The organism is Rhodococcus tibetensis, from assembly GCF_024438035.1.
GTDB classification, from domain to species: Bacteria; Actinomycetota; Actinomycetes; order Mycobacteriales; family Mycobacteriaceae; genus Rhodococcus_F; species Rhodococcus_F tibetensis.
The window spans coordinates 86,003-105,674 of the sequence record NZ_JANFQF010000014.1 but is presented as its reverse complement, the minus strand read 5'-3'; the positions used below and the strand labels follow the sequence as shown (position 1 = coordinate 105,674).

General features: G+C 61.0%; 18 protein-coding genes. 7 read left to right on the top strand and 11 right to left on the bottom strand.

Translation table 11 applies throughout. The annotated features are described in order from the left end of the window. The first annotated feature begins 209 nt into the window (after window positions 1-209). Genes NOF53_RS17680 through NOF53_RS17670 form a run of 3 tightly spaced genes read left to right on the top strand, consistent with a single transcriptional unit; the run spans window position 210 to window position 2,863 of the window. Entirely contained in the window at window positions 210-2,075 is a 1,866-nt protein-coding gene (locus tag NOF53_RS17680; protein ID WP_255971044.1) for a DUF4012 domain-containing protein, read from the top strand. A gap of 42 nt (window positions 2,076-2,117) precedes the next feature. After that, window positions 2,118-2,459, top strand: coding sequence for a fluoride efflux transporter FluC (locus NOF53_RS17675; RefSeq protein WP_255971042.1), 342 nt, complete (start codon window positions 2,118-2,120; stop codon window positions 2,457-2,459). Then, entirely contained in the window at window positions 2,456-2,863 is a 408-nt protein-coding gene (locus NOF53_RS17670) for a hypothetical protein (protein WP_255971040.1), read from the top strand. Before NOF53_RS17675 ends, NOF53_RS17670 begins: the two co-directional genes overlap by 4 nt. A 12-nt stretch (window positions 2,864-2,875) precedes the next feature. Here NOF53_RS17670 and NOF53_RS17665 read toward each other — a convergent pair whose 3' ends face one another. The 4 genes from NOF53_RS17665 to rfbB form a co-directional block, all read right to left on the bottom strand. Further along, window positions 2,876-3,433 carry a YdcF family protein gene (locus NOF53_RS17665; RefSeq protein ID WP_255971038.1) on the bottom strand — a complete coding sequence of 186 codons (558 nt, stop codon included), beginning with the start codon at window positions 3,431-3,433 and terminating at the stop codon, window positions 2,876-2,878. Between the two features lie 82 nt (window positions 3,434-3,515). Then, window positions 3,516-4,394 (bottom strand): glucose-1-phosphate thymidylyltransferase RfbA, encoded by an 879-nt coding sequence (rfbA, locus tag NOF53_RS17660; protein WP_255971036.1) that lies wholly within the window; start codon window positions 4,392-4,394, stop codon window positions 3,516-3,518. Window positions 4,395-4,443: 49 nt separating this feature from the next. Then, window positions 4,444-5,064, bottom strand: a complete 621-nt coding sequence (locus NOF53_RS17655; RefSeq protein ID WP_374212629.1) for a dTDP-4-dehydrorhamnose 3,5-epimerase family protein — start codon at window positions 5,062-5,064, stop codon at window positions 4,444-4,446. Next, entirely contained in the window at window positions 5,061-6,056 is a 996-nt protein-coding gene (gene rfbB / locus NOF53_RS17650; protein WP_255971032.1) for a dTDP-glucose 4,6-dehydratase, read from the bottom strand. Before rfbB ends, NOF53_RS17655 begins: the two co-directional genes overlap by 4 nt. A 577-nt stretch (window positions 6,057-6,633) precedes the next feature. On the opposite strand from rfbB, the gene NOF53_RS17645 reads away from it, so the two are divergent. The 3 genes from NOF53_RS17645 (at window position 6,634) to NOF53_RS17635 (ending at window position 9,741) form a co-directional block, all read left to right on the top strand. Beyond that, the gene (locus tag NOF53_RS17645) at window positions 6,634-7,752 is read left to right on the top strand and encodes a Coenzyme F420 hydrogenase/dehydrogenase, beta subunit C-terminal domain (RefSeq protein ID WP_255971030.1); all 1,119 of its coding nucleotides are present in this window, start codon (window positions 6,634-6,636) and stop codon (window positions 7,750-7,752) included. A 133-nt stretch (window positions 7,753-7,885) separates the two neighbouring features. Next, window positions 7,886-8,404: a CatB-related O-acetyltransferase gene (locus NOF53_RS17640; RefSeq protein ID WP_255971028.1), complete on the top strand. Its 519-nt coding sequence runs from the start codon at window positions 7,886-7,888 to the stop codon at window positions 8,402-8,404. Window positions 8,405-8,427: 23 nt separating this feature from the next. Continuing rightward, the gene (locus NOF53_RS17635; RefSeq protein WP_255971026.1) at window positions 8,428-9,741 is read left to right on the top strand and encodes a lipopolysaccharide biosynthesis protein; all 1,314 of its coding nucleotides are present in this window, start codon (window positions 8,428-8,430) and stop codon (window positions 9,739-9,741) included. On the opposite strand, the gene NOF53_RS17630 is transcribed toward NOF53_RS17635, so the two are convergent. The 7 genes from NOF53_RS17630 to NOF53_RS17600 form a co-directional block, all read right to left on the bottom strand. Next, entirely contained in the window at window positions 9,726-10,865 is a 1,140-nt protein-coding gene (locus NOF53_RS17630) for a polysaccharide pyruvyl transferase family protein (RefSeq protein ID WP_255971024.1), read from the bottom strand. The two genes, NOF53_RS17635 and NOF53_RS17630, sit on opposite strands and share 16 nt — an antisense overlap. Further along, window positions 10,862-12,199 carry an O-antigen ligase family protein gene (locus NOF53_RS17625; RefSeq protein ID WP_255971022.1) on the bottom strand — a complete coding sequence of 446 codons (1,338 nt, stop codon included), beginning with the start codon at window positions 12,197-12,199 and terminating at the stop codon, window positions 10,862-10,864. The genes NOF53_RS17630 and NOF53_RS17625 overlap by 4 nt, the downstream gene beginning before the upstream one ends. Beyond that, the gene (locus NOF53_RS17620; RefSeq protein WP_255971020.1) at window positions 12,196-13,194 is read right to left on the bottom strand and encodes a glycosyltransferase; all 999 of its coding nucleotides are present in this window, start codon (window positions 13,192-13,194) and stop codon (window positions 12,196-12,198) included. The genes NOF53_RS17625 and NOF53_RS17620 overlap by 4 nt, the downstream gene beginning before the upstream one ends. A 98-nt stretch (window positions 13,195-13,292) precedes the next feature. Next, window positions 13,293-14,441, bottom strand: coding sequence for a glycosyltransferase family 4 protein (locus NOF53_RS17615; protein WP_255971018.1), 1,149 nt, complete (start codon window positions 14,439-14,441; stop codon window positions 13,293-13,295). A gap of 6 nt (window positions 14,442-14,447) precedes the next feature. Further along, window positions 14,448-15,143, bottom strand: a complete 696-nt coding sequence (locus NOF53_RS17610) for an acyltransferase (protein ID WP_255971016.1) — start codon at window positions 15,141-15,143, stop codon at window positions 14,448-14,450. Continuing rightward, complete coding sequence (locus NOF53_RS17605) at window positions 15,137-16,279, bottom strand: glycosyltransferase (protein WP_255971014.1); 1,143 nt, start codon at window positions 16,277-16,279, stop codon at window positions 15,137-15,139. The genes NOF53_RS17610 and NOF53_RS17605 overlap by 7 nt, the downstream gene beginning before the upstream one ends. A 72-nt stretch (window positions 16,280-16,351) precedes the next feature. Continuing rightward, window positions 16,352-17,872, bottom strand: coding sequence for a sugar transferase (locus tag NOF53_RS17600; RefSeq protein ID WP_255971126.1), 1,521 nt, complete (start codon window positions 17,870-17,872; stop codon window positions 16,352-16,354). A gap of 1,063 nt (window positions 17,873-18,935) precedes the next feature. On the opposite strand from NOF53_RS17600, the gene NOF53_RS17595 reads away from it, so the two are divergent. Then, the gene (locus NOF53_RS17595) at window positions 18,936-19,667 is read left to right on the top strand and encodes a class I SAM-dependent methyltransferase (protein ID WP_255971012.1); all 732 of its coding nucleotides are present in this window, start codon (window positions 18,936-18,938) and stop codon (window positions 19,665-19,667) included. The last annotated feature ends 5 nt before the right edge of the window (window positions 19,668-19,672 follow it).

Genomic DNA, 19,672 nt, shown 5'->3' with positions numbered 1-19,672 from the left:
CGATGCACCGCATCGAGCCGTCACCCCGTCACCGAACCCCATCTTTGCTGACACCACCGGCTCTCGTGGCCGCCTTCTCGATTTCGGAAGGATTGCGGGTTCCGTTAGGGGGACAATACTTTGCCGAGCGATGGTCCTCTACTCGGAGAGGGACGAGCAGCGAACTTCGCGCTACGCTCACCCCACCGACTAGACAGGAGCCGATCTGCATGGACGACAACGTCACGGGCACATCGGGAGACGAGATTCCTGACCCCCAGGACGCAACTCACCCAGCAGACGCCCCCAGGCGTGTACGTAAGCGCACCACGGTGCGTAGCAAGGCCTACAAGCGACGGCGTCGCATTATCGCTGGTGGTTCCGTGGCGGCCGTGGTGGTGGTGGCCTTCGGGGCCTGGCTCGGATACACCGCCCGCGAGGCACAGGCCAATCTCACCGAGGCCCGGCAGCACGCTCAGCTCGCGAAAGACGCCCTACTGGACGGTAATCCAGTTGACGCAGAGCGGTCGTCGGCGGATGCGGACAAGTACGCGTCCCGAGCGTTCGACAACACCCACTCGATCCCGTGGAGCATCGCGTCGGCCGTACCGTGGCTGGGCAGCCCGTTCGAGGCGTCGCAGCAAATTTCGGCCGTCATACGGGGTCTCACGTCCGAGGTGCTGACGCCGGCGGTGGCCGCGGGAACATCATTGGCCCCCAACGAGTTGATCGCGACCGGAGGGAAGGTAAACCTGCAGCCGCTCCGGGATGCCGCCCCGGTACTCGCCGAGACGGCCGCTGCCGCTGCACAATTGAATATCAAGGCACAGGATATCGAGGAGCCTTCGTACCTCGGAGCTGTTATCGATGCCAGAACCCAACTTCAAGTACAAACCGAAGAGTTGGCGAAACTCCTCGGTAACACGGCAATTGCCGCCGAGATCGCACCCGGCATGCTCGGCGCCGACGGCCCCCGCAGCTATTTCATGGCCTTTCAGACCAACGCCGAAGCCCGCGGAACCGGCGGTCTGCTGGGTGGGTACGGCGTCGTCCGGGCGAACGACGGGGTGACGCGGGTCGACACTTTGGGACGCAACTCCGACCTGCCCATGAACAGTCAGCCTCTCGACCTCGGCCCTGAGTTCGCCGCCCAGTACGGCCGCAGCCGCCCCACCACGGATTCGCGCAACAGTAATCTCAGCTCGCACTTCCCGTACGCCGCGCAGATCTGGAAGTCGCTGTGGGCGCAGGACTCGGGTGAGCAGGTAGACGGTGCCATCGCCACCGATCCGGTGGCTCTCAGTTATGTTCTCGGCGCCATCGGACCGGTCACCATGCCGGACGGCGAGGTGATCAACGCCGACAACGTCGTCGAACTCACCGAATCAACCTCCTATGTCCGTTTCGCCGACGACAACAACGCCCGCAAGCAGTATTTGCAGACCGTCGCGGCCCGTGTGATCGACAAGATGACCGGCCAGATCACGTCACCGCAGAAGTTGCTCGATGCACTGGGCCGCGGTGTGAGTGAGCGCCGCATCGCCGTGTGGAGCGCCCAGGCGGACGAGCAAGCTGTTCTCGCGGGGACCCCACTGGGTCACACCGTTCCCGAGGACCCCGCTCCGTTCGCCGGTGTGGTGATCAACAATCAGGCGGGCGGCAAGCTCGACTACTACCTGACGCGCGAGATCGACTACACGGCGGAGAGCTGTGAGGGAGATACGCGACGATCCACGGTGACGGTGAGATTGACCAACACCGTGCCTTCCGCAGACTTCCCGGACTACGTGGCGGGAACGTTCATCAACACCCTCAACGTGCCCAAGGGGACCAACGTGTCTGCTCTTTCGCTTCTCGCTACCCAGGGGGCTCAGCTCCGAAACGTGACCATCGACGGGAAGCCGACGATGTTCCTCACCGGAAAGGAGCTGGGACATCCGGTGTTCGACACCCTCGTCCCTATCCGATTGGGCGCCACGACCGAAGTGAAGTACGAGCTGACGGAACCTACCGTGCCCGGTGAGGCGCGGGTTCCTGTGCAGCCGTTAGTCGATGATCCGACGGTGTCGGTGAACGTCCCAGTCTGCGGAGGTTGAGCGATCGATACGAAGCTGCGTCCCGCCACGCTACTCGCCGTCATGGTGGGTGGCGCGGTAGGCGCCGCGGCGCGCTGTCAGTTGTGGCGCTGGTGGCCCGATGATATCGACGAGTTTCCCTTCACCACCTTCGCGATCAACGTGATGGGTTGCTTCGTCTTCGGATTGCTGTTCTGTCTCGTTCCGGCCCGCGGCCCCGTCGGGCTGATCCGAACCTTCGTCGTTTTCGGTGTCATGAGTGGCTTCACCACCTTCAGCTTCTTCGCGGTGCAAGGCGTCACGCTCACGTCGCCCCGTGTGGGGGGGTTGTACCTCCTGGTCACGCCTGTGGCGGCGCTGGGTGCGGCGGTGGTGGGTGCACGCTTAGGGCGGCAGGTCCGGTGAACGCGCTGCCTTCAGCTCATTTCGGGTGGTGGGTTGCGGTGGGCGGCGCCCTGGGAGCTGTGCTGTACTACCTCGCAGTGACGGTGATCGGCCCGACCGTAGGGGTGCGTCGCCTCACCGTGGCACTCACCATGTGCGTTTGCGCTGTGCTGGGCATCGTCGTTGCGTCCGGGCGTCATGGTGACGGTTACGCCTTGGTGGGCGTTGGTCTTCTCGGTTCCATCGCACCCTTCACCGCGGTGGTCGGGTCAGTGGCGGACCGCCCTCCTCGGGAGCCGTGGCGGCGGACGGCACTACTGGCGGCGTGGACGGCGCTGGCCGGTGTGTCGATGGCGATTCTGGGTTATACCGTGGCAGACATGGGCAGCATTGCCTTCGAGAAGATCCCGGGACGCCTTCGATAGAGCACCGCCCCGTCAACACTCACCCTGAAGTGCCGCCTTCACGAAACCCACCGTCTGGTACAGATAGGTGTATTCCCATTCGGCCAAACTGAAGTCGTACCGGCGCGGTACGTCCCGCACCAGGATCCGACCATCGAAGCACTGGGAGAAGATGTAGCGGGCCCGAGGAAGGTGGTAGCGCCAGCTGATCACCAGCACGCTTGTCCACCCGCGCTGCGCCGCGAGGTCGCGGGTGAAGAGTGCCTCGCCGCGAGTAGTGCCCGGTTCCGGTGGAAGGCACGTCACGGTGAATCGTGGGTCGGTGGTGGCACAGAAGGCGGCCATCTGCTTGTCGCCTGTCCAGTAAGCGTTCGACAGCACGATGTTCTCGGATACGCCCTGGCGAGCAAGGCTCATGGCGTACTGCTCACGCCCGTCGTGCTCACCGCCCAGCACGATGATGGCGTCAACCGATTGGACGTCGTCTACACGTGCTTCGGTGTAGACGAAGTAGCCGACCACCCCGACTCCCACGACAGCGAAGACGAGGGCGCACACCAGACCTACCACCAAGCCTCTCCACCCTCGCACGGCTTCAGCCTAGGCCCTGATCATTCGGTCGGCCGGACGAAGGAACTGGCAGAGATCCAGCGGGACCGTAGGTCCGGACGCATCAGGGTGTGGTGCGCCCCCGGTCGAGGAGTTGTAGGAGGTATGCACCGTAACCCGATTTGAGTAGTGCCCCTGCCCGTTGACCCAGCTCGTCATCAGAAATGAACCCTTGCCTCCACGCGACTTCCTCTGGTACGCCGATTTTAAGTCCCTGCCGTTGCTCGATGGTGCGCACGTAATTCGACGCCTCGAGCAACGAATCGAACGTCCCGGTGTCCAACCACGCTGTCCCGCGAGGGAGAACTTCGACATTGAGACGCCCCTGCTCGAGGTAGGCGCGGTTCACATCGGTAATTTCGTACTCGCCCCGGTCCGAAGGCCGGAGGTTTTTCGCGATGTCCACAACGTCGTTGTCGTAGAAGTAGAGTCCCGGCACCGCGTAATTCGATTTGGGTGTTGCCGGCTTCTCTTCGAGTGACAATGCAAAGCCGCGATCATCGAACTCGACCACTCCATACGCGGAGGGATCGGCCACCCAGTAGGCGAAGATCGAGCCACCGTCCACCTGATCAAACCGGTCGAGCTGTTGCCCGAGGCCATACCCGTAGAAGATATTGTCCCCGAGGACCAGTGCAGCCGGACCGTTACCGATGTGCCGCGCACCTAGTACGAACGCCTGCGCAAGTCCGTTGGGTTCTTGCTGAACGGTGTAGGTGAGGTTGACACCGAACTGGGAGCCGTCGCCCAACAGGCGCTGGAATTGTTCGGCGTCGTGGGGGGTGGTGATGATCAGGATGTCCCGGATGCCGGCCAACATCAGTGTGCTGAGGGGGTAGTAGATCATCGGCTTGTCGTAGACCGGCACCAATTGCTTACTGACGCCGATGGTGATTGGGTGAAGGCGAGTGCCCGATCCGCCGGCAAGGATGATGCCTCTCATGCGGGACTCGTTCGAACCACTGAGGGCGCCATCCGAGTTGTCAAGTTCGTTAGTCGAGGCCACTGACCCACTCCTTTACCTTGTCGTAGCCGGGCAGAATGCCGGCTTGCACGGCCTCGTGCAGAGACGGGGCGGCAGCGTCCTTGTCGGACAGCGTGAATTTCATGGGCGCACCTGCCCGTGTCGTCGTCGGCCACTCGATACCGACCTCCGAATCTAGCGGGTGGATTCCGTGCTCGGCGCCCGGCGTGTACCCCGTGGAGCACAGGTAGACCACGGTCGAGTTGTCCTCGAGCGAAAGGAATGCATGGCCCAGTCCCTCGGACAGGTAGATCGCGCGCCGGTCGACATCATCGAGCAGCACCGAGTCCCACGCGCCGAAGGTCGGTGATCCGATTCGTATGTCGACGACGACGTCGAGTACGGCGCCTCGCACACAGGTCACGTACTTCGCCTGTCCGGGAGGCACGTCCGCGAAGTGAATTCCTCTCAACACTCCGGCGGCCGATACCGAACAGTTGGCCTGGGCGAGGTTGAGGGAATGCCCGACACTGTCCTCGAAAATCGAGCCCTTGAACCACTCGAGGAAAGCACCCCTGTGGTCGCCGAACTGCTCGGGCGTTACCTCCCATGAGCCTGGCACTTGCAAGTGTCGAATCTTCACCGTCACGCCCCCTGTGCCGCGTAGCGCACCTCGACATCGTGCTTTTCTGTTTCCCACCATGTGTGGTTGTCCTGGTACCAATCGATAGTGGCCTGCAGGCCCTGCCGAAAGTCGGTGTACCGCGGTTCCCAACCCAACTCGGTCCGCAACGTGGACGAGTCGATGGCATACCTCAGGTCGTGCCCGGCTCTGTCGGTGACGTGATCGAAGTCATCGGGATCTTTGCCCATCAGCTCCAAGATCATCCGAACGACTGACAGGTTGTCGAGTTCGCCGTCTGCACCGATGAGGTAGGTGCGGCCGGTCTCCCCCGATTCGAGAATCCGCCAGACTGCTGAATTATGGTCCTCGACGTGGATCCAGTCGCGCACGTTCTTACCGGCGCCGTAAAGCTTGGGCCGCACGCCGTTCAGGATGTTGGTGATCTGCCGCGGAATGAACTTTTCCACATGTTGGTACGGCCCGTAGTTGTTCGAACAGTTCGACAATGTCGCCCGTACACCGAAGGACCGGATCCACGCACGAACGAGCATGTCCGACGCAGCCTTTGTCGACGAGTACGGACTTGACGGGTTGTACGGGGTGTGCTCCGTGAACTTGGCAGGATCGTCCAACGCGAGGTCGCCATACACCTCGTCTGTCGAAATGTGGTGGTAGCGAACGTCGTGCTTTCGCACCGCTTGAAGCAGTGCGTAGGTGCCGCTCACGTTCGTCTGCAGGAATGGCCATGGATCCGCGAGCGAATTGTCGTTGTGTGACTCGGCCGCGAAGTGCACGACAGCGTCCGACTCCGCAACCAGTGCGTCGACCAAGTCGACATCGGTGATATCGCCTTCGACGAAGTCGATCGACTCGCGCACCGCCGAGAGTGACGAGAGGGAACCTGCGTATGTCAGCGCGTCCAGCACGGTGACCTGGACATCCGGGCGCTCTCGCACGGTCGCATTCACAAAATTCGATCCGATGAAGCCGGCGCCGCCGGTAACCAGAATCCGCACATCCACCCCACGTAACTTCGCAGAAATCTGCAGACATCCCGGCGCCAGGAATACTCTCGCGCCGACGCTCAGAGCCTACTCTCGGTCAAGGGCACCAACCAGAGTTCGCGCCCATAGTGTCCGACGCCACAGCTGGCGACGTCCATATATGCGACTGCGTGCCCGGTGGCACCGGAAGTCTTTCCCTCGGAACCGAACAGGCATTATTCTGTCCTGATTCTCATCGTCTCCGCCATCGATGATGCGCTGCAGCACCCCTGAATACGACCGAGGTCATTGTAGACACAGGAAAGCTACGACATGCCGGCATTTCGACCTCTCATATTGCAGTCACACAGCGGGTGCGGTGGCAGATAGCTCCGTGTTGAGAGAGGGTTACGCCTAAGAGAAGATGCGGTGGCAGCCAATCCCATCCACAACATCGCGATCTCGCACTCTCGGACTGGCAGTACGAACATGAACACCCGGAGGACCTGACGTGAAGAAGACGAACTTGCTTGTAGAGATAGCTCGCGTAGTCGATCGGGGGAACTGTTCGGGATGCGGCACATGCGCTTTGCTGGACCCCGCTACGAGGATGACTTTGTCCGAGGACGGCTACATGCGGCCCGTTACGGAGAAGGGACACGAGTCGAGCACCGACACCAGCCGCCTTCGCGAGTTCGCGCAATGCTGTCCCGGTCGAATGGTCGAGGCGCAGCGGCCTGAGACGTCCACGCGCCACGCGATCCTCGGCCCGATCACCTCGATTTGGGAGGCGTATGCCACCGACCCCGAGATCAGATTCAAGGGAAGCAGCGGTGGCACTCTCACTGCGCTGTCCACGTGGCTTCTGGAGACGGGGCGTGTCGCCCAGGTACATGCCGCGGAGCCCAGCCTCGCCGATCCACGTCGTACCGAGGCAGTGCGAGTCACCGCCTCGAAAGACACACTCAGGACCGCCGGCTCGAGGTATGCGCCGGTATCCGTCACACCGACAGTGGATATCGACAGCAGCAGTTCGGCAGTGGTGGCCAAACCATGCGAAGTGTCGGCGCTCCGCAAGCTCACGCAGTTGAGAGGCACCGACGGACCGGTTCTGTTGTCGTTCTTCTGCGCGGGAGTACCGAGCCAGCACGCAACGGACAACCTGGTCGAGCAGCTGGGGATCGCAGCCGACCAGGAGTTGGCATCACTTCGCTACCGAGGTCACGGCTGGCCCGGCGAGTTCACGGCGCAGGACACCGCAGGGAACGTCGCACGAACGTCCTATGACGTGTCCTGGGGATCCTATCTGGGACCGGCAATCCAAAGTCGTTGCAAAATATGTCCGGACGGGGTCGGTGAAAGCGCGGACATCACTGCCGGAGACTACTGGCGGGCCGATGAGCGTGGCTATCCGGACTTCGCAAATGCCGATGGCGTCAGTGTGCTCATTGCCCGCACTGCACGCGGTGAGACACTGCTTCGCGAGGCAGCAGACGCGGGCATCATCACGATCCGCAGCATCGACCCGGACTCGGTAGCAGCGATTCAACCCTCCCAGAGCGTCCGGCGTCGCACACTGTCGGGCAGGCTGCTGGGTGGCCGGGTCGCCGGACATCTGCCACCGCGATACAGGGGTTTCGGGCTGCTCGGACTCTCGGTCCTGACACCGGTGAAATCCGCGCGAGCGGCTGTGGGAACCTACATTCGAGCTCGGCGTTGGCAACGATGACACTTCGAGGCGGAGCTGAGACATGACACTTCGAGGCAAACATTCCACAGCGAGAATGTTGGCAGCCGTGTATCCCCGGTTGCCCGCACAACGGCGGGTCCGCCGCCTCATTGCGCACCTCGAAGGCGGTGAGATGAAGTCGCCGACTCTCAGGGAAGTACTCTCCCGGCACCACGGATTGGAGGTCGGCCACCATTCGTACGGCTCACTTCTGGACCCTGCGTCATGTGACAGAGGGACAACCATCGGGAACTATGTCTCGATCGGCCCCGGTGTGAGGCGTTTCGGTGCCAACCACCCCTTCGAGAAGTTGGGACTGCACCCCTACCTCTACAACCCCACGTTGGGAATGGTGGATGCTTCGTCTGATGTCGACCGCACTTCTCTGGTCATCGGGCATGACGTCTGGATCGGCGCCAATACCGTAATCCTGGCGCCCGTCACTTGCATCGGGAACGGCGCCGTCATCGGCGCAGGGAGCATAGTGACGAAGGAGGTTCCGGACTTCGCTGTGGTCGCCGGTAATCCAGCCAGAATTGTGAAGTATCGCTTCGATGAAGACACACAGAACTTCGTCGCGAAGGCGAAACCATGGAACATGCGCCCGGACGAGTACGTCAGCTGGGTCTACTCCAACTCCCACCACGAGTGACTCGCGCGAGAAGGAATGATGAGATGACGCACCGCGTGAGCCCACCGACCGAACGCGGAAAACTGTCCTCTGTATCGAATTCGCCCAGCATCATCGCTGCGTCGCGCCTGCTCGTACAACTTTCGCCGCTACTGACGGCGCCAGTCGTGGCACGGGCACTCGGGCCCGATGGGCGGGGCTACTATGCCGCGTGTTTCGCCGCGATGATTCTGACACCAGTTGTTCTGGGCGTTGGCCTGCCACTGGTTGTTCGACGGCGAGCCGCGAATGAGTCTGCGGCGCGGGCCTTGCGCTCGGTGTACCTCGTCCTTCCTATAGCAATCCCGTTCGCCGTAGGGGTTGGGATTCTCGTCGAGAAGACACTTTTGTCGGAAATCGCCCCTCATACCGGCATGCTCTACATCGTCGGGATGGGATGTTCGGTGCTGTTCATCGGAACACTATGCATCCAGAGCATACTCATTGCCGAGCAGCGATACCGGAGCATCGCGGTGGTCCAATCTGTACAACCGATCTCGCTTACGGTCGGTATCGTCATCGGCTGGGCTGCCGGGTCACTCACCCTCGATTGGATTCTGATTGTCGCAGCCGTCAGTATGTTCAGCTCTTTCGTCGCCGGGCTTGCACTTACTCGTATTCGGCTCAGAGGCGAGCGCGAGAGCATTCCGCGGATGTTCCGCGAAGGTGTCACCTATTCGGGCAGCCAGATCGCCGAAACAGCCAACGTTACTTTAATACAAGTGTTGGCCGTCGGAGTCATCGGCGCTGCCGAGACGGGTTTTCTGGCGATTGCCGTAACGATAGCCGGCCTGCCGCTGACCATCGCACATACCGTGACCGCGGTGATCTACAAGGATGCCGCTGTGGCCGATCGCAACTCTTCGGTGCTGAGTGGCATCGCAATTCGGGTGACCGTGCTTGCCACCGCCGTGCCGACCGTCGCTCTCGCACTTTCGGCGCCGATTGCCATCCCACTGATATTCGGGCAAGCGTTCGCGCCTGCAGTCGATACCACACTGATTGCTCTCTCGGCATCTGTATTCCTCGCCGGCGGTTACGTGTTGGCGCAGATCCTGGCCGCGCAGAACAAGGGTGCGCGGATGACGGTGAATCAGCTAGCCGGGCTCGCAATCAGCGTTGCCTTCTTCTTTCTCTTCGGCTCACGATTGGGCGCAAATGGTGCGGCAATCGGATTAGCTGCTGGGTGGCTGACCGCAACTAGCCTTCACCTGATCTCATTGAAGGTGCCGCTACGACTTCTCGTTCCCCGGCCGCGCGATTCGAAGCACTTCGTGGCGATCGTCCTGCGTGGAAAGTTTGATTACGAAACGCTCTGACGAGTCGCAAGGCTCTGCATGTGGGCCACCAGATCAACCATCTTCTCGTCACTTCGAGCACGCAGAGACGCTGTCTGCTCCAGCACCGTCTCGGAATCCAGCGAATCGATCATGCCCAACGTCGTCGCCGCCGCATCGCCCACAGTCTTGAGATCGATACTCCAGTCCCATCCCAAAGCCGACAACAGCGGCTCGAATTTTCTCGAGTATGCCCAGGGAATTGCGGGGGTTCCGACCGACAGAGCGTTCAGGCAAGCATGCATCCTCGCCCCGATAACGAGTTCTGCACTAGCCATGAGCGACCGCGCTTCGGATAGACCCTCCGGTACCAGCACTTCGACCTGGGATCCGTAGTTCTCGGCCACAGCGACTGCGGCCGGAACATCGTTGTCTGCCATATCGGAATCCAGTACATGCGCAAGGACGGATACCGTACGCCCCCGACTGATCAATGCTTCGATCAAGGAGGATGTCGCTTCCCGATACTTCGCAAAGTCGATGTGACTGTTGGGCTCCCACAACAGTCCGGAGACATTGACGATGACATCGTGTGCCAAAGACGATGCGACCTCCGGGATCGGAAGCGCGAAGACCATATCCGTCGAAATTCCATCGACGGGGCGACCACGCTGCATCGAGTAGTCCGCGCTCACCGGGTCTCGTGCAAATACCGCCGATACACGCCTGAGTGCACCCGCGCCGATCACACCGCCGAGAAGACTGTGGAACGGTCCGATCGTCTGGGGCATGAGCACCAGGGGTACGCCGGACTTCTTTGCGGCCCGGTGGACGTATGCCATCAGCATGAGGCGGCGTAACCCGTATATGTCGGTGAAGCTGTCTCCGCCGCCGGTATCGAGGACAATGTCGTACTTGTGGATCTCGGTCTTGACTGGGCCCTTGCCCCTGCCGAGATCCGCCATTACCTTCTTCCGTTGCAAGGGCGTCCCCTCGCTCGCATGAGTGTGGAAGACCATCTCGCAGTCGGTCCCCCACGCGCGGGACGCGACCTCTCGCACGCCTTCGGCCAAGGCTCTCAATCCCAGGTTGGTAGATTCACCGTCCGCCCACAACACCAGAATCCTGAAGGGTCGGTCTGCGCTTCCGGCGCCCGAGGTCATCATGTCGAAACCACCGCTTCCGATGTCGCCGTGTTGTCGGTGTTCGCGCGCGCTGTCCACGCGAGTGCCGCGAGCCCGGCGTAGAACCAAACCAGAGATCCGAACTGAGTGATCAAGGCAACCGTGAACAAAGCCGGGATCACTGAGGCCAGGGCGATCATCGCCGGTGTGCCCGCTCGCCGCAGAACACGAATCACGATAGCGATCACACCGAGGAGAATGATCGCGAGTGGAATGATTCCGAAGCTCAGCCCGAGCAGGATGAAAGTGCTGTCGATCGACTTGAAGCCCTCGAAATAGTAGACACCCGGCGAGGGTTCGAGGTAGCCGTTCGCGAGCCCGAGCAGGTTGAACGACGGAATCAGCTGCGACAGTTCCGCCCGGTATTCGGCACTCACGGTGGTGCCCTTCGCCGTGTAGATCGCCAGCACCTTCGGCGCAAAGTACATGATCGCCACACCACACACCGCGACCAGTGGAATGGCCCCGCGCCGCCGGTGCCTGCTCGGCGCGAACAGCAGGTAGATCAGGATCGAAAGCAATGCGGTGACAAGGCCGGCGCGACTGAAGGTAACCACCGCCCCGGCGAGCAGAAGACTGGCGCACAGGATGCGGATCGCCGGACGAAAGCTGCTCGACAGTGCGACGGGTATTGCCATGCCCAGTGAGCAACCGAGAGCAATCGAGTGACCGAAGGCCCACTCCGCACGGATTATTCCGCCACGCTCCTGCGGCCTTCCCCACGCGAGGTATTGAGCATTGTCCGCCACCATCTCGTAATACGGATTCCAGTCGAGAAAGAACTCGAGAACAGCGAATGCGCCGACCGACGCAAACAGTACGGTGATCAACCTGTATGTCGCATCGAACCCGACGCGCTGGATGATAAGCCTGCCTACGAGGAAGGACAGAACCCACTGGGTGACAACATTGGTCACGTCTCCGGGGCGCGACATTCCGGTGAGACCTGCCGTCACCGAGAGCACTGCAAAGAGAAGGACGCAGAAATCGAAGCGATTCAGAATCCACCGATTTCGCGTGAAAATTGCTCCGAGTAGGAGCAAGGCAACGATGGACGTAGGGGGTAGATACATCGGCTTGCTGAGACCGAACCAGAACGGCAGGTAGCAGATGGAGAGAAGCCAGACTACCAATCCGAACTGCGGGTGGCGCATAGAGATACCGAACACGAGGGCCGCGCCAACGAGCATCGACAGCTCTGGGAGACCGGCAATCATCATGCATGCGAGAAAGAGCACTACTCCGAGAGCGATGGTCGCTCCAGTTCCTACGCTGCGTCGGGCGCCGTGGGTCAGGGGCGTCATTGTCGAGTTCATCGCGAACTCACTCCCTCCGCGGCGCCTGTCCGGACCAAACGACTGTTCTGCCGCAGGACGGTGCGTGCGAATATTTGGGCGCGCTTCGCTTCGACCAAGGAAGAGTCCCTCGTCGCCGGCTTCAGTCGCGATCGGACACGGTAGGCCAGCGCTCGGACGCCGAATCCCGACGCCACCGTCGCTTTCCAACTGATACTGGCGAGACGGGTGGATGCGATCTTCCATCTGTACAGATCGTAGAGATTCTCGATCCATGCCGTTCCGGGTTCCGTGCGCTCCGCGTCTCCGGAACTCCCGCCGAGGGCATGAGTTCCGAAGACCTCGGCATTCATGATGACTTTCTGGCCGGTGTCGCGTACGCGAAGGCACAATTCCACGTCTTCGGCGTACATGAACCATCGTTCGCTCATGCCGCCCAACTTCCGCCAGGTGCTCGAGCGCACCATCATGCATGCACCTGACACCCAGCCGACCTCGCGAGTTGTCAGGGCGTGCTTGTGCAGAAGGTAGGCACCTTCGAATATCCGGAAGCGATGCGATAACCGGGATACGCCGGTGTAGTGGCAGAAAACGCGCCACAGGTTCGGTACATGGCCGCCTTCCCTGACATGCAAGTGCTGTCCCGGCCGGTGCAGTACCGGCGCGACGATCCCGATCCGCGTATCCGATTCCATCGATCGAAACAGGTCGAGGACGGATTCCGCGCTGATCACTGCATCCGGGTTCAGCAGTAGGATCGCCTTGCCTGTCGAGGCGCCGGCGGCTGCGTTGACCCCGCCAGCGAATCCGAGGTTGTCGTCGCTGGTGATGAGTGTTGCCTGCGGGCTCGCTGCCCGAACCACGTCCGCGGTGGTGTCGCTGGAGGCGTTATCGAAGACAATGAGTTCGATGTCGTCGCGATCACTCAGCGGAGCGAGACAGCTTTCTATCACCGCAGCACTGTTGTACGTGACGATGACAATCGACACGAGCGGGTCCGGGTTGCTAGAGACCAACGTGCACCTCTCTCGCGTCGTTGCCGATCACCCGGAATCGGCATACTGGGTCATCGGTGTTCTCGCCGGGGGTCTCGGAGGTAATGGGATGAGAATGCCTACGCATTGGTATCCCCCATCAGCTCATCGACGGTGCGCACTATCTCTTTCCGGTAGCGCTCCACGCCGAAATTGAGTTGCGCGGCTCCCTGCGCGTGCGTCGACAGTTGTGCCGCAAGGCTCGGCTCGGTGATCAGTTGGCGAATCTTGTCCGCCAGGTCGTGGGCGTTACCGGCCTCGAAATGTAGGCCGGTTACGCGGTCCTCGACGATTTCGATCAAGCCTTGTATACGGGAGACGATCACCGGCCTTCCCGCCAACTGCGCTTCGACTGCGGTATTCCCAAAGGGTTCTGCACGTGAGGGAACGAGCGATATGTCACCGCGCTCCAGTGCCGGCCAGATGGGAGACACGTATCCAGAGAACGAGATTGCGTCGACGAGGCATCGTTCGGAGGCCTTCTTCCGTAGATCGGCCTCGAACCACTCGTAGCCGGGAAAGGTGGTACCGCAGATGTCGAGTTCGACGGGGAATCCATCCAGTCGCAAGATTCGGACCGCGTCAATCGCTGTATCGATTCCTTTTCGTGGAGACAGCCGACCGACCAGCACCAGTTTGGTTCCGGATCCGGAGGGGTCGGAGGGGACGGTCGGACCGGGTGGCATGGGAACCCCGTTGTAGATCCGTTCGATCTTGCGATTCAACTGCGGAATGACGTCTGTGAGGGCAATCCTGGATGCATTGCTGTTGACGACGACCCGGTCGGCAAACACGAGCGGTGCGGCCAAGCCCGTCCGGATCACGCGCTGCGCGGCGTCCTCGGCTTCATGAACGTGGCAGAGCACCGGCACTCGTGCTGCCTTCGCCGCAATGATCCAACCCGGAATCGTCACGGTGTTGACGTACACTGCTGCGGGCCGAACCTCGCGCAGCAAACGGATCTGTGAGATCAGGCCGACAACACTCTCGAACGCCAACCGGACGAGCCCGAGTGGAGAAAGTGCGGACTTCCTCAGAACAGGCATCGGCACAATCCGCACCTGAGCGCCCTCGTGTTCGAGGCGTGGGACGAGTGGCCCGCTCTCCGGTATCACAACGAGCACTGTGTGCCCGGCGTCCACCATCGCGGCGACACTTTCGAGGAGTTGCAGATCAGATCCATACAGATCGGGGGACGGATGCGCGACGACAATCATTTCTCCACTCATCGGTGTTCACGCCTTCCGCTTGCGCAGGAGCTTCGCAGGTACGCCGCCGTAGATTCCGTACGGTTCGTACTCCCCCGCCGGGACCACTGAGCCGGCCGCGAAGACGCAACCATCGCCGATAGTTGCTCCGTCGAGAATCGTCACGCGAGAACCGATCCAGCAGTCGGAACCGATCCGAATCCCCTGCCGCGTCACGCCTTGCAGTCGTATCGGTACATCGACGTCGGAAATATTGTGGTTTTCGGAATGCAGCGAAACGTAGTTACCGAATATTGTGTCGGACCCGATTTCGATTCCACCTGCACTGCCGAACAGGTTGTCGGTTCCCAGTCCGACGTTGTCGCCCGCGTGGAATCCGCGACCGATGTTTTGAATATTGCCGGTGCACTCGATCCGCGAGTTCTTCCCCAGCGACACGTTGGACCCGAGAGTAACCCCGAGCGACGACATGGCGTCGATGTACGAGCCACTGTCGAGCGTCACAGTTTTGCCGAAGTAGATCAGGTGCCGGGCCTTGAGTCCTACGCCAGGACCGATGAATGGCTTGTGCTGACGGGATGGGAACTTCGCGAATCCCCGAAGTTTCATGAACAGTCGACGCACGGTCAAGTCGACGAGGTAGCCGGAGCCGATCCTCTGATCGATACGATAGTCGCTGCCCTTGGCATTCGAAATGTATGCGTTGAGAGCACCTGTCAGCATGATTGCCCCGGATGAAGGTCAGAGAGTCCAGACCGCGTCGCGTCGAGAACGCTGAGCAGACTTTCTCCGTAGCTCTCGCACACAGACTCCCACGTGTACCGGGTCCTCGCCTCTTCCAGGGCCCTGAGGGAAAGCTCCTTTCGTTCATCGGGCGAGCCGAGCAGTGCCAGACACGCCGTCGCTATGTCATCGGGGGCCGGATGGACGAAGATTCCGGCGTTTCTCAGCACCTCTCGGTTGTAGACGGTGTCGCGCGCGACAATGGGGGCGCCACAGGCCATCGCCTGTACCAGTGCGGGATTTGTTCCACCGACACTGTGTCCGTGAAAATAGACTCCGGCATGTTGCCAGAGCGAGAAGAGTTTCGTGTCGTCGCTGACGTGTCCCAACCACTTGATACGGGCCGATCGCCCCACGAGTTCCTCGACCCTCCGATCCAGTTCCCCGCCGTATCCCGACGACCCCACTATGACGACATCGTGGCTTCGGCTGAGAACCTCTGCCGCCTCGATGAACTCGGGAACTGTATTTTCCGGCACGAACCGAGCGACCATGAGCACATACTCACCGGGTGTGAGACCGTCGACCACGTCGAGAGGCGCAACAGCATCGCCGCCATATGGAATGAAGTATCCAGAACGGTTGAACTCGGTCTCCCACCGTCTCCGGATTTCGAGCGAGTCCATCACGAGACCGTTGGCATATCTTGCCGTCAACTGGGCACCCTGCCTGAACACCTGTTTGGCCCGTTTACTCCACTTCGCCCGTTCCCATTCGATTCCGTCGACGTTCACCAAGGACGGTACGCCCCGCATCTTCAGTGCGGGTAACCAGAAACCGTTGGCCACGTTCATGACGAGTGCAACGTCCGGTTTACGCACTGCAGTGTCCACTGTGGACGTCAGTCCGTACGACAGAGTGCTGGCGGACTTCGATTCGACGCCTGGTGTCGTCCTCACCTGCACGCGGGGATCGCGGTTCGGGTCGGCGTCGTAGGTGGATTTATTGCGCCCGTAGACGGTGACGTCCCAACCGCGTGAGACGAGGTGCGGCGCCAGACGCCGGACCAAAGTTTCGAAGCCACCGTAATAGCTCGGGTAGCCCCGTGTTCCCAGAATTGCTACCGACCGAGTCATACACATTCCTCATCGCTTCGTTCGGTAGGGTGACGCACCCGGGCCGAGTCGATCACACAGTCGCTACTGCTGCTAGTAGGCCCCATCACCCGCGATCACCGCCCTGAGCGTCTTGCCGATGATCAGGACATCACCCGTCATCGACCAGTTCTCGACATACGAAAGATCGAGTCTGACGGTCTCTTCCCAGGACAGGTCGGACCGGCCGCTCACCTGCCACAGTCCGGTGATTCCCGGTTTGACCAGCAGTCGGCGCCGCACGGTCCCGTCGTACGTCTCCACCTCGCGGCGAAGCGGTGGGCGGGGGCCGACCACGCTCATCTCACGGCGCAGAACGTTGATGAACTGCGGCAGCTCATCGATGCTGAACTTCCGCATGATTCGGCCGACTTTTGTAACTCTTGGGTCCTCGCGCATCTTGAACAGAACGCCGGCACCCTCGTTCGCCTGCATCAGTGATGCGACATGCCTGTCTGCGTCCACCACCATGCTGCGGAACTTGTACATGGGGAAGGGGTTACCGTCCAGCCCCATTCGCTCGGATTTATAGAAGACCGGTCCCTTGCCTGTCAGCTTGATCGCGATGGCGACCGCGAGCATCACGGGGCTGACGGCGATCAGCGCCACACTTGCAAAAACGATATCGAATCCGGTCTTCATGAACTTTTGAGCGCCGTGATACTGGGGCTTCTCGACGTGAATCAAAGGGAGGCCTGCCACTGGCCTCATCGAAAGCCGCGGACCCGCAACGTCCATCATTCCCGGCGCCACCACGAGATCGACGTGATGGGGTTCCAGGGCCCAGGCCAACGCACGCATACCATCGTGGCCGAGATGTTCGGTAGCCGTGACTGCCACGGTGTCCGCACCACAGAACTCCAGCGCACTCAGTACGTGTCGCTCGTCGCCGAGGACCGGGATATCGTGTCCGCCGACACGAATTGCTTGACCACACTCGGTACTACGTCCGGGCGTGCAGACACCGACCACGCGGTAACCGTCGGCGGTCCCCCGCGAGAACGATTCCGCGAGACTGCGTACAGCCCGCTCACCCCCGACGACCAGTACGGAAGTCTGGAATTCTCCCAACGCCCGCCTGCGCGCGATCGCCCTGCGCCAGCACCATCGGCTGGTAATCAGTCCTGCAAGCCCCAGTGGAAATGCGATACCGAGGTACAGGCGCGCCAGATCTACTCGGAAGAGCAAAGATACGATCGCGATCATTCCGAAGAGGCGAATGGCGGAGACGAAGATGCGTCGGTATTCTTCCGGACCGCTACCGATTACCCGAACTGTGCGGGTTCGGTAGATCACCAAGGTGGCGAGCCACATGACGATGAGCGCCGCTGAGATGAGTGAGTAGCTGAGGTTCGGGATCGAGTTGGATGTCGCCAGGACGTCGCGGTTTCCGAATCGGACCCACTGCGCGAACGCCACCGCCGCAATGACAATCACCGTGTCCGAGATTCTCAGTCTCCGAATGTAAGCCGATTGCCAGTCCCGGCGGCTGCCCACGGTTCCAGCATTCGGCCCGGCCGCTGGATGTCGCGCACCGAGCATAGGGCTGAGTGGAACATTGAATGCCGTAACCATCACACGCCCTCCACCTAGAGTCGGTCCGAGTCGGCAGCCCGTGTGGCGATTGCTGTGTGACGGAGAAGGAGAACCGTCCCCCCGATTGCTGCCGTGTCGATGATCGCATTCGCGACACGTACATCGCGTGCCAACCGTGAATTTGCGGCCGACTGCAAAGTTGGGATCTAACACAATAATTCGGCTGGTCAGGGCCTAATCTTCATCACCGACTCATGGTCGAAAGCAATTTTCGGCGAAATATGTGAGGCAAATCACAACGGGCAGCGGAGCTTTTCCCGCACAGGAAGTTCGGCTACTGGCGAGTATGGGGCCTAAAGGCCCTTGACAACACGGATTCGCGCTATGGCGGGTGATCCTGCATGAACGGATGCGAAAAGACAGTCTCACATGCACTCTCGACTGCGCTCCGTGATTCGTAGACTTTATCCTTACCGAGACAGGGTAATCCAGCCTGCTCGCCATGGAGTGACTATCTATAACCCCCCGAACCTGCGAGGCTTACGCAAAACCGACGAGAATCCCAACCCTGAGATCGGCCTAGGCTCGAAAACCCGATGCGCCTCCGGTTTCCGCCGGGCAGAGTATGTTTCGTATTTGTTAACGCGCCCGGGTCTTGCCTCGACAAGCATTTGTTGAGCAGCCTCTCCCTCACCGCAGGACTTTCCGGACTGATGACACCGGAGCTTCATCATCGATTTCCACAGAATTTGCACAGACGCAGCATCGTGGTCGGCCGTCCGACCGCCGGCATACTCAATACGTGTAGCGGTGGGTTCTGTGGGCTATAGGGGTTGTGGGGCAGCCTTGACAGTTCCACTTGTGATGTTGCTGGGGCCGGGCTGCTCGGCTGAAAGACCGTTACGAGCGGTCCTCCACTCTGGACGAGGATCGTAAGGAAGATCCACCGGACCGGTCGGTGGCCTGATTCCGGCATCGGTCCGTTCAGTTTCTGTATGCATTGGCTCCGAGGGCAATTCACCGTGCACCGCGTTCCGCTCCCGAGCGCTTGTTTTCCGAAAATTCACCCGAGGGAGTCCGGCGAGGGAGTTAGGATTCGGCGATGACCAGCCAACGGAATGTTTGGGAACATCTGGGTGAGGTAGATGCGGACTGGGCTGTCGCGTCGAGGCCGGAGCGTCGTCACGGAGCGTGGGCAGAGAACCTCGACGAGTTCTACGCCTCGGGAGCACGACGCATCGACGAGGTGCTGGACTTCTTGCCGGACGACGCCGGGCGTCACAGTGTGCTCGACTACGGTTCCGGAACCGGCAGGCTCTCGTTCGCGCTGGCCGAGCGGTACGATCGCGTGACGTCTGCAGACATCTCGCGCAGCATGATTGCACTACTCGAAGAGCGCGCTGCTGATCGCGGAATCACCAACATTGACACGCTCGACCTCAATGACAGAGACCCTGAGCCCGGGCATGATGTCGCGATCTCTCTGATCACTTTGCAGCACGTCCAGACCTTCGACAGCGTCGACGCCGCCCTACGGAAAATCAGCTCGTCCCTCCGGCCCGGCGGCTACGCGGTGATCGACTTCCCCACACCCCCGCGTTCCCTGCGCCGGCGACTCCAGCCGAGCTATCGCGCCTATCGCGCGTTGCGGGCGCTGGGCGCGTCAGCATCTCGTCTGGACAGAATTGGATTGTCGGGAATCTCGATGCTGTTCGAGGCACCTGTTCCCTTCGAACAACGACTACTCGCAGCCGGTCTCCACACGGTGCGTCGCAGCCTCGACGAGCAGGCGTACTCGGTTCAAGGGACGTACGTGACGAAACGCAGCGCGTAGCGGCT

Coding starts and splice junctions, on each gene's coding strand:
- NOF53_RS17680 (WP_255971044.1), top strand. CDS start 210: ATGGACGACAACGTCACGGGCACATCGGGAGACGAGATTCCTGACCCC.
- NOF53_RS17675 (WP_255971042.1), top strand. CDS start 2,118: ATGGTGGGTGGCGCGGTAGGCGCCGCGGCGCGCTGTCAGTTGTGGCGC.
- rfbA (WP_255971036.1), bottom strand. CDS start 4,394: ATGAGAGGCATCATCCTTGCCGGCGGATCGGGCACTCGCCTTCACCCA.
- NOF53_RS17645 (WP_255971030.1), top strand. CDS start 6,634: ATGACTTTGTCCGAGGACGGCTACATGCGGCCCGTTACGGAGAAGGGA.
- NOF53_RS17640 (WP_255971028.1), top strand. CDS start 7,886: ATGAAGTCGCCGACTCTCAGGGAAGTACTCTCCCGGCACCACGGATTG.
- NOF53_RS17635 (WP_255971026.1), top strand. CDS start 8,428: ATGACGCACCGCGTGAGCCCACCGACCGAACGCGGAAAACTGTCCTCT.
- NOF53_RS17630 (WP_255971024.1), bottom strand. CDS start 10,865: ATGATGACCTCGGGCGCCGGAAGCGCAGACCGACCCTTCAGGATTCTG.
- NOF53_RS17625 (WP_255971022.1), bottom strand. CDS start 12,199: ATGAACTCGACAATGACGCCCCTGACCCACGGCGCCCGACGCAGCGTA.
- NOF53_RS17615 (WP_255971018.1), bottom strand. CDS start 14,441: ATGAGTGGAGAAATGATTGTCGTCGCGCATCCGTCCCCCGATCTGTAT.
- NOF53_RS17610 (WP_255971016.1), bottom strand. CDS start 15,143: ATGCTGACAGGTGCTCTCAACGCATACATTTCGAATGCCAAGGGCAGC.
- NOF53_RS17605 (WP_255971014.1), bottom strand. CDS start 16,279: ATGACTCGGTCGGTAGCAATTCTGGGAACACGGGGCTACCCGAGCTAT.
- NOF53_RS17600 (WP_255971126.1), bottom strand. CDS start 17,872: ATGGTTACGGCATTCAATGTTCCACTCAGCCCTATGCTCGGTGCGCGA.
- NOF53_RS17595 (WP_255971012.1), top strand. CDS start 18,936: ATGACCAGCCAACGGAATGTTTGGGAACATCTGGGTGAGGTAGATGCG.